14 protein-coding genes are annotated in these 12,993 nt (G+C 72.5%); 8 read left to right on the forward strand and 6 right to left on the reverse strand.

Annotation, left to right across the window (positions count from 1 at the left end; translation table 11 throughout):
* Positions 1-100: 100 nt before the first annotated feature.
* The 3 genes from ACFVJX_RS03510 to ACFVJX_RS03520 all read right to left on the reverse strand — a co-directional run bounded on the left by ACFVJX_RS03510 (position 101) and on the right by ACFVJX_RS03520 (position 2,575).
* Entirely contained in the window at positions 101-1,129 is a 1,029-nt protein-coding gene (locus tag ACFVJX_RS03510; RefSeq protein WP_384124388.1) for a PHP domain-containing protein, read from the reverse strand.
* A gap of 75 nt (positions 1,130-1,204) precedes the next feature.
* A complete protein-coding gene (locus ACFVJX_RS03515) occupies positions 1,205-1,984 on the reverse strand; it encodes a maleylpyruvate isomerase family mycothiol-dependent enzyme (protein WP_384124386.1) in 780 nt (259 codons plus the stop codon).
* A 39-nt stretch (positions 1,985-2,023) separates the two neighbouring features.
* Positions 2,024-2,575, reverse strand: a complete 552-nt coding sequence (locus ACFVJX_RS03520; protein ID WP_384124384.1) for a hypothetical protein — start codon at positions 2,573-2,575, stop codon at positions 2,024-2,026.
* A 140-nt stretch (positions 2,576-2,715) separates the two neighbouring features.
* Between ACFVJX_RS03520 and ACFVJX_RS03525 the strand changes: the two genes are divergently transcribed.
* On the forward strand, positions 2,716-3,006 hold the full coding sequence (locus ACFVJX_RS03525) for a hypothetical protein (RefSeq protein WP_384124383.1): 291 nt from the start codon (positions 2,716-2,718) through the stop codon (positions 3,004-3,006).
* Positions 3,007-3,040: 34 nt separating this feature from the next.
* Here the strand turns inward: ACFVJX_RS03525 and ACFVJX_RS03530 are convergent, their stop codons facing one another.
* The 3 genes from ACFVJX_RS03530 to ACFVJX_RS03540 all read right to left on the reverse strand — a co-directional run bounded on the left by ACFVJX_RS03530 (position 3,041) and on the right by ACFVJX_RS03540 (position 6,279).
* Positions 3,041-4,114, reverse strand: coding sequence for a prenyltransferase (locus ACFVJX_RS03530; RefSeq protein WP_384124381.1), 1,074 nt, complete (start codon positions 4,112-4,114; stop codon positions 3,041-3,043).
* Entirely contained in the window at positions 4,111-4,872 is a 762-nt protein-coding gene (locus tag ACFVJX_RS03535; protein ID WP_384124380.1) for a class I SAM-dependent methyltransferase, read from the reverse strand. The genes ACFVJX_RS03530 and ACFVJX_RS03535 overlap by 4 nt, the downstream gene beginning before the upstream one ends.
* Before the next feature lie 66 nt (positions 4,873-4,938).
* Positions 4,939-6,279 (reverse strand): glycosyltransferase family 4 protein, encoded by a 1,341-nt coding sequence (locus ACFVJX_RS03540; RefSeq protein ID WP_384124378.1) that lies wholly within the window; start codon positions 6,277-6,279, stop codon positions 4,939-4,941.
* 228 nt (positions 6,280-6,507) lie between these two features.
* On the opposite strand from ACFVJX_RS03540, the gene ACFVJX_RS03545 reads away from it, so the two are divergent.
* From ACFVJX_RS03545 to ACFVJX_RS03575, 7 genes are all read left to right on the forward strand, one after another.
* Complete coding sequence (locus ACFVJX_RS03545; protein WP_384124376.1) at positions 6,508-7,119, forward strand: TetR family transcriptional regulator; 612 nt, start codon at positions 6,508-6,510, stop codon at positions 7,117-7,119.
* A 136-nt stretch (positions 7,120-7,255) separates the two neighbouring features.
* Complete coding sequence (locus ACFVJX_RS03550) at positions 7,256-8,521, forward strand: substrate-binding domain-containing protein (protein WP_384124374.1); 1,266 nt, start codon at positions 7,256-7,258, stop codon at positions 8,519-8,521.
* 3 nt (positions 8,522-8,524) lie between these two features.
* Positions 8,525-9,316, forward strand: coding sequence for an ABC transporter ATP-binding protein (locus ACFVJX_RS03555; RefSeq protein ID WP_384124372.1), 792 nt, complete (start codon positions 8,525-8,527; stop codon positions 9,314-9,316).
* The gene (locus tag ACFVJX_RS03560; protein ID WP_384124370.1) at positions 9,313-10,056 is read left to right on the forward strand and encodes an ABC transporter ATP-binding protein; all 744 of its coding nucleotides are present in this window, start codon (positions 9,313-9,315) and stop codon (positions 10,054-10,056) included. The genes ACFVJX_RS03555 and ACFVJX_RS03560 overlap by 4 nt, the downstream gene beginning before the upstream one ends.
* On the forward strand, positions 10,056-10,943 hold the full coding sequence (locus tag ACFVJX_RS03565) for a branched-chain amino acid ABC transporter permease (protein ID WP_384124368.1): 888 nt from the start codon (positions 10,056-10,058) through the stop codon (positions 10,941-10,943). The genes ACFVJX_RS03560 and ACFVJX_RS03565 overlap by 1 nt, the downstream gene beginning before the upstream one ends.
* A 77-nt stretch (positions 10,944-11,020) precedes the next feature.
* Complete coding sequence (locus ACFVJX_RS03570) at positions 11,021-12,082, forward strand: branched-chain amino acid ABC transporter permease (protein ID WP_384124401.1); 1,062 nt, start codon at positions 11,021-11,023, stop codon at positions 12,080-12,082.
* The gene (locus ACFVJX_RS03575; RefSeq protein WP_384124366.1) at positions 12,079-12,963 is read left to right on the forward strand and encodes an alpha/beta fold hydrolase; all 885 of its coding nucleotides are present in this window, start codon (positions 12,079-12,081) and stop codon (positions 12,961-12,963) included. The genes ACFVJX_RS03570 and ACFVJX_RS03575 overlap by 4 nt, the downstream gene beginning before the upstream one ends.
* Positions 12,964-12,993: the final 30 nt, after the last annotated feature.

The following is a 12,993-nucleotide window of genomic DNA, read 5'->3' on the forward strand; positions in this document are numbered from 1 at the left end:
GTCGCCACCATGCACAACCTCGCCATGACAGGCTGACCAGCAGGTCAAACGCCATCCCGGCCTGCCCACACCCACCCTTCTGCAACAACCTTTAGTCAGGTCAGGACGGAAGACGGCCCTCGCGCGTCCAGGCGAGCAGCTCGTCCGCCGTCCATGTCGTGACGACGCGCTCCGCCGGGACCCCGCACTCCTCGGCGCGGGCGCAGCCGTGGATCTGCCAGTCCAGCTGTCCGGGCGCGTGCGCGTCGGTGTCGACGGCGAACAGGGTGCCCGCCTCGACGGCCCGGCGCAGCAGCCGCCGGGGCGGGTCCAGCCGCTCGGGTCGGCTGTTGATCTCCACCGCCGTGCCCGCCAGGGCGCAGGCGGCGAAGACCTCGTCCGCGTCGAACCGGGACTCCGGGCGGCCCCGGCCGGTGACCAGGCGCCCGGTGCAGTGCCCGAGGACGTTCGCCCGCGGATGGCGGACGGCCGCGAGCAGCCGCCGGGTCATCGCCTCCGGCTCCATCCGCAGCTTGGAGTGGACGGACACCACCACCAGGTCAAGCTGAGCGAGCAGTTCGTCCTCCTGGTCGAGGCTGCCGTCGAGGTTGATATCGCACTCGATGCCGGTCAGCAGCCGGAACGGCGCCCAGCGCTCGTTGAGTTCGGCCACCTCGGCCAGCTGCCGGCGCAGCCGCTCGGGCGAGAGCCCGTTGGCCACGGTCAGCCGGGGCGAGTGGTCGGTGAGCACCGCCCAGTCGTGGCCGAGCGCGGCGGCGGTGCGGCCCATCTCCTCGATCGGGCTGCCGCCGTCCGACCAGTCGGAGTGCAGATGGCAGTCGCCGCGCAGCAGCCCGAGCAGCCGCTCGCCGCCGTCGGCGAGCGGTCCGGCGCTCTCGGCCTCGGTCTCCAGGCGGGTCAGGTACGCGGGTACTTCTCCGGCCACCGCCTCACGGATGACCTGTGCGGTCCTGGGGCCGATGCCCTTGACCCGTTCCAGCGATCCGTCCGTCACCCGCCGTACGGCCTCGCCGTCGTCCATCGCCGCGACGGTGCGGGCGGCCGTGCGGAAGGCCTGGACACGGTAGGTGTCGGCCCTGCCGCGTTCCAGCAGGAAGGCGATCCGTTCCAGGGCCCGGACCGGGTCCATCGGCACCTCCTCGCCGGACGGGACGGGCTGCCGTTCCAGCTTGGCCCAGCGGGGCCCGCCCCGCACACCGGCCGCTCAGCCGAAGGAGGACCGTGCCAGCCAGAAGTCCAGCAGCTCCGCGTCGCCCAGGACCTCGACCCGGCCGCTGTCCGGCGCCAGCCGGCGGTTGAAGACCAGCATCAGGTCGGTGAGCGGCCCGCGCAGCGCCACGGTCGCCTTCTCGTGCGCGCGCCGCCAGACGAATCCGTCCTCGCCGAACTCGATCAGCCACTCGGCGCCGGGTTCGTCGGTGGCGTGCAGGTGGATGGAGCGCCCGGAGCCGCGCAGCTCGGCGGATTCCCGGTCGTGTCCGGAGGCCTGGGCGAAGGCGACGATCTCCAGCCATTCGTCGATGGTGTCCGCGGCGAGGTCGGGCGTCATGCTGTAGGGCACCTTCGCGGCCAGCGCCGCGTCCGCCTGGTGGACGACCGTCTCGATCGCCATGCGCCGCGCCCAGAATCCGGCGCTGTGGTCCCAGGACCAGGACCAGACCGGCAGCTCCGGTCCCGCGTCGCGCAGCGCCCCTGCGGTCAGTTCCGCGCCCTGTGCCAGCCAGGCGTCGAGCACGGCGGGATCGTCGCCCCCGGGGGTGAGGTGCGGCACCTTCTCCTCCGGGACCGGCTCGATCGCCCGGGTGCGCACGATCTCCGCTACCCAGCGGTGGGCGCCGCCGACGTGGACGGCGAGTTCGCGCAGCGTCCACTCCGGGCAGGTCGGTACGTTCGCGCCGAGGTCCGCACCGCGCACCGCGGCTCTCAACGCCGAGGTCCGCGCGACGATTTCGTCGCAGTAGCGCTCATGGGAAAGAAGGCTCATGCCCGCACCCTAAGGGCCGTGCCGATCCTCCCCCACGGATTATCCGCCCAGTTGCGAGGTGGACGGCACCTTGTCCTTCACCTCGGCGCCCGCGCTCTTTCCGGCTCCCTTGATGCTGTTGATGACGCTCTCGAAGGCGCCGATGTCTCCCTCGCCCGCGTCGCCCTTGCGGAGCTTGGTGCCGAGGCCCTTGAGCGATTCGATGCCCGCGGTCAGCGGTGCGACGGCCTTCGAGAGCAGCGGGTCGCCCTTGGCGTTGGCCGAGGCGGCCTTGAGGCGGTTGTAGGCGAAGCCGCCCGCAAGCCCGGCCTTGACGAGCGCGAAGGTCCGCCCGTCCGCCCCCTTCTTGAACTTCCCGGCGCGGTACGGCTTGACGATCCACTGGTACGTGGCGCCCGCGGCCAGTCCCGCGTTGGCGACGAACCGCGTCTTGGCGAACTTCTGCGCCTCGGCCGACGACGTGCCGGTGGGCGAAGCGGAACTGCCCGCGCCGGTGGCGTCGTCACTGCTGCACGCGGTGGCGCTCACCAGCACGGTGCAGGACAGCAGCAGTGCCACGAGCAGACGGCGAATCGGTACGGAACTGGGCACGGCGGGCCTCCCTGGCCGGGCACATCACGAGCGGTGCCGGGGCCCGGCACTCCCCCGCAAGGCTTGCCCCGGCCCGCCCCGCCCGCCACCCGGGTACGCCGTCCGGGTTTCACCGGGCGGAATGCGGCAACCCGGATGGCATGTCTCCCAGAACAGGCAACGGAAGCAATACCGCAGCACGTGTCATAGCCGTAGTGGCCGACATCATGGCCTTCATCATCGGCCTGTGGATTCTGATGTACCTGCTCGACGCCAACCGGGGCAACGACCTCGTCGAGTTCGTGCGGCACACCGCGCGCTGGCTCGCCGGCTGGTCGTACGACCTGTTCACGTTCGACGAGGCGTGGGCCAGGGTCGTCGCCGGTTACGGCCTCGCAGCCGTCGTGTACCTGTTCATCGGGCACGCGATCGCGGGCCGTATCCGCCACTGAGGCGGATACGGCACCAGGTCCGGACTGCCGCGGCTCAGCCGCAGCAGTCCGGCTCCAGTCCCTTCGGCAGCCGTTCCCCGCTGAAGACCGCGGTGGTCGCCTCGTCCCCACCGAGGGCGGCCACCGCGAGCAGCAGCGAACCGGCGGTCCAGGCCGTGCGCTCCTCCGGCCAGAACGCCCGGTTGCCCTCGAAGACGTACCCCGTCCAGTACAGGCCGTCGCCGGCCCGCAGGTGCTGGATGGACTGCAGTACCTCCAGAGCCCGGTCGGACTCGCCCATCACCCAGAGCGCCAGGGCGAGTTCGCAGCTCTCGCCGCCCGTCACCCACGGGTTGGGCAGCACACAGCGCACCCCGAGGTCCGGGACGACGAACCGGTCCCAGCCCTCCTCGATCCGCCGTGTGGCGGCCACTCCTTCGAGCGCGCCGCCGAGGACCGGGTAGTACCAGTCCATCGAGTAGTGGCTCTTGTCCAGGAAGCGTTCCGGATGGCTGCGGATCGCGTGGGCGAGTGCGCCGGTTGCCAGCTCCCAGTCGGGCTGCGGCTCCTCGCGGCGCTCCGCGATGGCGAGCGCGCAGCGCAGTGCCTGGTGGATGGAGGAGGAGCCGGTCAGCAGCGCGTCCTCGACGGGGGTGCCGTCGGCCTCCTGCTTCCAGCCGATCTGGCCGCCGGGCTGCTGGAGCCGCAGGACGAACTCGACGGCGGCGTAGACGGTCGGCCACATCCGGTCGACGAAGGCGTCGTCGCCGGTGGCGAGGTAGTGGTGCCAGACGCCGACGGCCACGTACGCGCAGAAGTTGGTCTCAAGACCGCGGTCGGTCGGCCGCTGCGGGTCACCGTCGTGGTAGGCGGCGTACCAGGAGCCGTCCGCGTTCTGGTTCCTGGCCAGCCACTCGTAGGCGCGTTCAGCGGCCTCGTGCTCACCGGAGGCGTCCAGGGCCATCGCCGCCTCGGTGTGGTCCCACGGGTCGAGGTGGTGCCCGCGGAACCAGGGCAGGGCGCCGTCCTCGCGCTGCACGGCGAGCACCGCCGCGACGGTCTCGGCCGCCTGGCCGGCGGTGAGCACCCCGGGCAGCACCAGGTGTTCGGTCCGCTCGGGAAGGGTCACGCCTCGGCCTTGGCGGAGTCGTCGGCCCGCACCGCGGCGGCGGGCAGGTGGGGCTTGGTCGCGTAGGCCACGAAGCTCTTGCCGACGACCGGGTTGAGCAGCTGCTCGGCGACCCGGGTGGCCATCGGCTTCTTCATGATGTCCCAGACCAGCAGCTTGTGGTACGCCCGCACCGGCAGCGCCTTGTCGTTGTCGACGCCGAACGCGCACTTCAGCCACCAGTACGGCGAGTGCAGCGCGTGCGCGTGGTGGGTGCCGTACGGCTTGAGGCCGGCGCCGCGCATCTTGCCGAGGAGCTCGTCGGCCCGGTAGATGCGGATGTGGCCGCCCTCGACCTCGTGGTAGGCGTCGGAGAGTGTCCAGCAGACCTTCTCGGGGCCGTAGCGCGGCACGGTGACCGCGATCCGGCCGCCGGGCTTCAGTACCCGGACCATCTCGGCGAGCACGCCCTTGTCGTCGGGGATGTGCTCCATCACCTCGGAGATGATCACGACGTCGAAGGACTCGTCGGGGAACGGCAGGTTGAGCGCGTCACCCTCCATCGCGGTGGCGGTGGCGCCCTCGGGGGCCTCCCCGGCCTCCTTCATCGCGGCGAACCACTTCGCGACCTCGCGGATCTCCTCACCGTTCTGGTCGAGCGCCACCACCTGGGCGCCGCGCCGGTAGCACTCGAAGGCGTGGCGTCCGGCGCCGCAGCCCAGGTCGAGCACTCGGTCGCCTGCGGCGAGCGGGAAGCGGGTGAAGTCCACGGTCAGCACGAATGCCTGCTTTCGCGGTCGGGGGTTCGAAGGGGGCGGGGGAAAGGCGTCAGGGGTGGTGCGGTGTCACCGGCGGCCGTCCGGCCCGGTGGCGGCACGGGCGGCGATGGCCTCCCGGTAGAGCGCGGCGGTACCGATCGCCGCCTGCTTCCAGGTGAAGCGGGCGAGGACCCGTGCGCGGCCCGCCGCTCCGAGCCGGGCGCGCAGCGCGGCGTCGCCGAGGAGCCGGCCGAGCGCGTCGGCCAGGGCCCCGGCGTCGGCGGGCGGGACGGCCAGGCAGGTCTCTCCGTCGGGGCCGGCCACCTCGGGGATCGCACCGCCGGTGGTGGCGACGAGCGGGGTGCCGGTGGCCATGGCCTCGGCGGCCGGCAGCGAGAAGCCCTCGTACAGGGAGGGGACACAGGCGATCTGGGCGCCGCGCACCAGGTCGACGAGTTCGGCGTCGCTGATGCCCTTGACGAACTCGACGGCGTCCCCGAGGCCGTGCCGCTCGATGGCCTGCGCGACCGGCCCGTCCTCGGCCCTGCGGCCGACGACCACGAGGTGCGCCGCCGGGTTGCCGGCCCGGATCTTGGCGAGCGCCTCCACGAGGTGGACGAGGCCCTTGAGCGGCACGTCGGCGCTGGAGGTGGTGACGATGCGGCCATCGACCTCGGCGACCGAGGGGTCGGGCGACCACAGGTCGGTGTCCGCGCCGATGTGGACGACGCGGACGCGGCGCTCCTCCACCCCGAGGTGCTCGACGATCTCCTGCTTGGAGGAGCCGGAGACGGTGAGCACGGACGGGAGCCTGCGGGCGACCCGCTTCTGCATCCGGGTGAAGGCGTACCAGCGGCGTACGGAGGCGCGGCGGCGGCGGGTCGGGGCGGCGTCCAGGTCGAGCTGCCGGTCGACGGTGATGGGGTGGTGGATGGTGGTGACCAGGGGGGCGCCGAGGTCCGCGAGAAGCCCGTAGCCAAGCGTCTGGTTGTCGTGGATGACGTCGAACTCGCCGCGCCTGGAGGCGAGATGACGCCGGGCCCGCAGGCTGAAGGTGAGCGGCTCGGGGAAGCCGCCGGTCCACATGGTGGCGACCTCGGCCGCGTCGATCCAGTCCCGGTACTCGCCGCGCTTCGGGGTGCGGAACGGGTCGGGGTGCCGGTAGAGGTCCAGGCTCGGCAGCTCGGTGAGCGGGACGCCCTCGTCGAGCACGGGGTAGGGCTGCGCGCCGATCACCTCGACGCTGTGGCCCAGCCGGGCGAGCTCGCGGGCGAGGTGGCGTACGTAGACGCCCTGGCCGCCGCAGAAGGGGTTGCCCTTGTAGGTGAGGAGCGCGATGCGCAACGGCCGGTCGCCGTCGGGGTCTGCTCCCGTGTCCGACGTACCGACGCCCGTGCGGGGGCCCGACTCTATGGCCTCAGCGGTCACACTCGGCCCCCTTCTCACTGCGTGTTCGCCGGAGCGTAACCGCTCGCGCTAATCTAGAACAAGTTACAGACCGGATCGTCGATGAGCTACGAATCTACCGGCAGGTAGCGTCGGTGCAACGGCCGGATCAGGTGATTCGCGCCACGACACACACCCTGGCATGCTGTGCGCCGCCGCACCGGCCGCCGCGTCCTCGCGGTCGCGGTCAGAAGCACGGGGATGGGACACATGACAGCGGAAGCCAGACCGGCATCGCCGCCCCTGACAGAACGCCAGGAGGCCCGCCGCCGCCGCATTCTGCACGCCAGCGCCCAGCTCGCCAGCAGGGGCGGGTTCGAGGCGGTCCAGATGCGCGAGGTGGCGGAGGCCGCCGGGGTCGCCCTGGGCACCCTGTACCGCTATTTCCCGTCCAAGATCCATCTGCTGGTCGCCACCATGCAGGACCAGCTCCAGCGCATGCACACGACCCTGCGCAAACGCCCGCCGGCCGGGGCCGACGCGGCGGACCGGGTCGCCGACACCCTGATGCGGGCGTTCCGCGCGCTCCAGCGCGAACCGCATCTGGCGGACGCGATGGTGCGCGCGCTGACCTTCGCGGACCGCAGCGTGAGCCCCGAGGTGGACACCGTCTCGCGGCTCACGACGGCGATCATCCTGGACTCGATGGGGCTGGAGCACCCGACGCCGGAGCAGCTCTCGGCCGTTCGGGTCATCGAGCACACCTGGCACTCGGCGCTGATCACCTGGCTGTCCGGCCGGGCGTCGATCGCTCAGGTGAAGATAGACATCGAGACGGTGTGCCGGCTGATCGACCTGACGGCACCGGATCCGGCCCGCTGAGCCATCCGGGGCACTGCCCATGTGCGGCACCCACACGCCTCCCGGGGCAGGTGGGGTGCCCTGCACCATATCGACGACGGCACGGTGTTCATACGGTTCGGCGACATCACAGGAATACGCCGAGGAGCCGGTCACCATGCGTCGTAGAACCGTCAGAGCCAGCGGAGCCGGCGGGGCCGCCCGCACCGTCCAGTCGAGATCCCTGTCCGCCGTCGCAGTGCTGGCCGCCGCCGGTCTGCTGCTGACCGGATGCACCGCCGCCGGGAAGGCGGGCGACTCCGGCTCGGGGAAGTCCGCCGACGACGCGGCCGTCGAGGTGGGCCTGGTCTACTCCCGGACCGGGCTGCTCGCCGACTACGGCAAGCAGTACCGGGACGGCTTCATGGCGGGCCTGGACTACGCCACGAAGGGCACCCGCAAGGTCGACGGACACCGCATCGAGATCACCGAGCAGGACGACGCGGGCGACCCCGGCAAGGCCGTCTCCGCGGCGAAGAGCCTGATCGGCAAGGGCTACAAGGTGCTGGCCGGCACCACCGACTCCGGTGTGGCCCTCCAGATGGCGCCGCTGGCCGCCCAGAACAAGGTGCTGTACATCAGCGGCCCGGCCGCGACCGACGCGGTGACCGGCATCAACGACTACACCTTCCGTTCGGGCCGCCAGTCCTACCAGGACATCCTCACGGCGGGCGCGATGCTCGGGGACGCCAAGGGCAAGAAGGTCACGGTGCTGGCCCAGGACTCGACGTTCGGCCAGGCGAACGTCGCCGCGGTGAAGGCGGTGCTCGGCGCGAAGGGCGCGAAGGTGGGCTCCGTCCTGGCGCCGCCCAGCGCGACCGACCTGACGCCGTTCGCCCGCCAGGTGAAGGCGGGCAGGCCCGATCTGGTCTTCGTGGCCTGGGCGGGTTCCACCGCGCCGGCGCTGTGGACCGCGCTGGACCAGCAGGGGGTGCTGGGTGCGGGCAAGGTCGTCACCGGGCTGGCCGGCACGGCCTCGTACCCGGTCTTCGGGACGGCCGGGGCCAAGGTCTCGTTCCTGGCCCACTACTTCCCGGGCGCGGGCGGTGGCAACGCCGCGGAGAAGGCCATGCTCGACGCGGTGACGAAGGCCGGCGGCACCCCCGACCTGTTCACCCCGGACGGTTTCACCGCGGCCCAGATGATCGTGCACGCCGTGGCCGAGGGCAGTGCCACCGACCCGGCCGCGATGGTGAAGGCCCTGGAGGGCTGGAGCTTCGACGGGGTGAAGGGCAAGGCACAGGTCCGGGCCGCGGACCACGCCCTGGTGCAGCCGATGTTCGTGGCCCGGCTGACCGGCAAGGGCGCCGCCGCGAAGCCGGAGCTGCTGGACACCGAGCCGATGGACGCCGTGGCGCCGCCCGCGAAGCCCTCGGCGGGCTGAACCGTGACCGCACCGCACACCCCCCTCCACCGCGACGGGCGGGCGGAGCAGGCCGCGCCGGTGCTCCGGCTGGACGGGCTCGGCTGGAGCATCGGGGGCGCGACCATCGTCGAGGACATCACGCTCGGCGTCCGCGAGGGCGAGTTCCTCGCCTTCATCGGCCCCAACGGGGCGGGAAAGACCTCCCTGTTCAACCTCATCAGCGGACTGGCCATGCCGACCGCCGGCACGATCGCGCTGGACGGCGCCGACATGACCGACCGGCCCGCGCACGTGCGGGCCAGGCGCGGCATCGGCCGGACGTTCCAGACGTCCAGCCTCTGGCCCGCCATGACGGTGGCCGACCACGTCCGGCTGGCGGCGCAGGCGGCCCGGGGCGGCTCCCACCGGCTCTGGCGTCGCGCCGATCCGTACACCGCGGAGGTGACCGGCGTGCTGGAACGCACCGGCCTCGGCCACCGGTCCGGGGCGACGGCGGCCGAGCTGTCGCACGGCGAGAAGCGGAAGCTGGAGCTGGCCGTGCTGCTGGTGGGTGAGCCCCGGCTGATGCTGCTCGACGAGCCGATGGCCGGGGTGAGCGCGGAGGAGGTCCCGGCGCTCACCGAGCTGATCCGCACCCTGCACCGGGAGGAGGGGCGCACGGTCCTCATGGTCGAGCACCACATGGACGTGCTGCTGGGCCTGGCCGACCGGCTCGCCGTGATGCACCACGGCCGGCTGCTGGCACTGGACACCCCGCAGGCCGTCACCGCCGATGCGACCGTGCAACAGGCCTACCTCGGGGAGGGGTTGTGAGCGAGACCCTGCTCGCCGTCCGGGACCTGCGGGTCCTGATCGGCGGCCGGCACATCCTGCACGGCGTCGACCTGGACGTCGCCGCGCACGGCGTGACCGCGCTGCTGGGCCGCAACGGCGCCGGGAAGACCACCACCGTACGGGGCATCCTCGGGCTCGTCCCGCGCAGCGGAAGCGTGCGGCTGGACGGCGAGGAGACCGTGTCCCTGCCCACCCACGCCGTGGTCCGCCGGGGTGTGGGGTACGCCCCGGAGGACCGCGGCATCTTCGCCGGGCTGACCGTGGCGGAGAACCTGCGGCTCGCCGAACGGCGCGGCGCGGGCGAGCCCCGCTACGCACTCGTCCATGAGCTCTTCCCCGAACTGAAGCAGCGAGCACGGCAGTTGGCCGGGACGCTCTCCGGCGGTCAGCAGCAGATGGTCGCCATCGGCCGCACCCTGCTCAACACCAACCGGCTGGTCATCGCGGATGAACCCACCAAGGGCCTGGCGCCGAAGGTGGTCACCGAGGTGGCGCAGGTCCTGGAGCGGGCCGCCGAGGCGGTGCCGGTGCTGCTCGTGGAGCAGAACCTCGCCGTCGTACGCCGTCTCGCCGAGCACTGTGTGGTGCTGGCCGACGGCCGGACCGCCCACCGGGGCCCGGCGGACGGGCTGCTCGGCGACGCGGAGGCGGCCCGCCGGCTGCTCGGTGTGGGCCACGGCCCGGTCACCGCGGAACCTGATCCGAAGGCGGATTCCTGATGTCCACCCTGGTCCTGCTCACCATGACCGGACTCGGTCTGGGAGCCCTCTACTTCCTCGTCGCGTCCGGACTCTCACTGATCTTCGGCCTGATGGACGTGCTCAACTTCGCGCACGGGGCCCTGCTGTCCATCGGCGCGTACGGCACCTGGTGGGCGGCGTCCGGGAATCTGCCCGGCGCGGGTCCCGGCGGGGCCGGCTTCGTCCTCGCGGTGCTGTTCGGCACGGCGGTGGGCACCGCGGCCGCTGTGCTCCTCGAACTCGCCGTCGTCCGCCCGCTCTACACCCGGCCGCGCGAGCAGGTGCTCGCCACGGTCGGGGTGGGGCTCGCCGTACCGGCTCTGCTGTCGGGGATCTGGGGCTCGGACGCCCGGACGTTCCCGGGCCCCGAGGCACTGTCCGGCACCTTCGGACTGCTGGGCGCCCAGGTACCCGTCAACCGTCTCGTCCTGGTCGCGGCGGCGCTCGTCGTGCTGGTGGCACTGCGGCTCTTCCTCGGCAGGACCCGGCACGGCCTCGTCGTACGGGCCGGGGTCGAGGACCGGGCGATGGTCACCGCTCTCGGCATCGACGTACGCAAGGCGTTCACCCTCGTCTTCGCGATCGGGGGGTGCGCGGCCGCACTCGGCGGGGCGCTCGGCGGGCTGTACTTCGGCTCGGTCGACCCCCGTCAGGGCACCTCGCTGCTGATCTTCGCGTTCGTCGTCGTGGTCACCGGCGGCATGGGTTCGGTGACCGGGGCCGCCGTGGCGTCCGTGGTCATCGGGCTGGTCCAGCAGTTCGCCAACTACTACACCGCAGCGGGCCTCGGCGATCTGGCGGTCGTCGTCCTGCTCGCCGCGCTGCTGCTGATCCGGCCGCGCGGACTGACGGGGAGGCTCGCGTGAGCGCCACCATCGAGACTCCCGGCCGAACCGACGGCGGAACCCCGGCCGCGTCCGCGCCTGCGGGCCGGTCCCGGCGGATGCTGCGTCTGTGGCCCGCCGCCGTCCTGCTGCTCCTGGTCGTGGTGCCGTACAGCGCGGTGCCGGTGCCGGGTTTGCTGGACGGGCCGCTCGGCAGCGCGGGGAGCCTGCAACTGCTCGCCACCTGCCTGCTGTTCGGCGCCCTGGCCACCGGCTACGACCTGCTGCTCGGCCGCACCGGACTGCTCTCCTTCGGCCACGCCCTGTACTTCGCGGCGGGCAGCTACGCCACGAACATGTTCCTGCTGGAGGCGGGGCTGCCCTTCGCGCTCGCCGCGGTCCTGGGCCTCCTCTTCGGGATCGCGCTGGCCGTGGTCCTGGGGTCGGTGAGCCTGCGCGTCACCGGCATCGGCTTCTCCATGGTGACTCTGGCCTTCGCCCAGGCGGGCTCGATCCTGGTCTCCCGCGACCCCGGTGGTATCACCGGCGGCGAGGAGGGCCGGGCCGCACCCGCGGATCTGCTGCCCTCCTGGCTCGTCGGCATCGACAACACGGCGAACCTCTACTGGATCGCACTCGCCTATCTCGTCCTCACCCTGGGCGTCGTCCACTGGGCGGTCCGCTCCCCCACCGGCCGCGTCTGGGAGGGCATCAGGGAGAACGAGCGCCGGGTGGAGGTGCTGGGGCTGAAGCCGTACGGGTTCAAGCTGGCGGCCTTCGTCGTGGCGGGCGCCCTCGCCGCGCTCGGCGGCATCGTGCACCTGCTGCTGACGGGCGGTTCCACTCCGCAGACGACCACGTCGGACTTCACGCTGTCGCTGCTGGTGATGGTCGTACTGGGCGGCTCCGGGACCCGCTGGGGGCCGATGGTCGGCGGCATCCTCTACACCTGGGCCGACCACCGGCTCGGCGATCTGGCCGGTTCGGGCGCGGTCGCCGGCCTCCCCGCCGTACTCCGCGTCCCGCTCTCCCAACCGCTGTTCCTGCTGGGCGTGCTGTTCGTGGCCGTGGTACATCTGCTGCCGGGCGGCCTGGCCCGGCTGCCGTCCAGACTGGCCGCGTCGGTCCGAAGCGGGCCCGCCGCCCAGATCCCGCCCCGGAAGGAGAACGGAACCCCGTGATTCCGTACGAAGAGATCAAGGTCCCCGTGGCCGGGGGCGAACTCGCGGCCGTGCGCTGGCCGGCCGACGATCCGCGGGCGCCGGTGGTGATCGCCCTGCACGGCATCACGGCCAACGCCCTTTCCTGGGGACCGGTGGCCCGGCAGCTGGCCGGACGCGTCACCCTGGTCGCCCCCGATCTGCGGGGCAGAGCGGGCAGTTCGCGACTCCCCGGCCCGTACGGCATCGCCGCGCACACCGACGACGTCGCCGCCCTGGCCGAGGCCCTGAGCCCGGACCGGGTGGTGCTGGCCGGCCATTCGATGGGCGCGTTCGTGGCGGCGCTCGCCGCGGTGCGCCATCCCGGCCGCTTCGGTCCGCTGCTACTCGTCGACGGCGGCATCGGCTTCCCGGCGCCCACGCATCTGTCACCGGACGAGCTGATGACGGCGGTGATCGGCCCGGCGATGGACCGGCTGTCGATGACGTTCACGGACCGGGCCGCCTACCGCGCCTTCTGGCAGGCGCACCCCGCGTTCGCGGGTGCCTGGTCCGACGAGGTGGACGCGTACATCCAGCGCGATCTGACGGGCGACGAACCGGCCATGCGCTCGACGTGCCGGATCGAGGCGATCCGCACGGACGGCATCGGCCTCTTCGACGAGGAGGTGCTCTCGGCGGTCCGGAAACTGCCCGCCGACGCGACACTGCTGTGGGCCGCACGCGGCCTGATGGACGAGGAGCAGGGCCTTTACGACGAACAGCGCCTCGCGGCGGCGGATCTCGCGGGTACCGGGCTGACACCGGTGGCGGTGCCGGACGTGAACCACTACACGGTCCTCACGGGCGAGCGCGGCGGGCGGGAGATCGCCGACCGGCTGGTGGCGTACGCACGCACCTGACACGTGGGCCGGGTCCGGCACGGGGTGCCG

It is taken from the genome of Streptomyces sp. NPDC127177 (assembly GCF_042672475.1).
Taxonomy (GTDB): domain Bacteria; phylum Actinomycetota; class Actinomycetes; order Streptomycetales; family Streptomycetaceae; genus Streptomyces.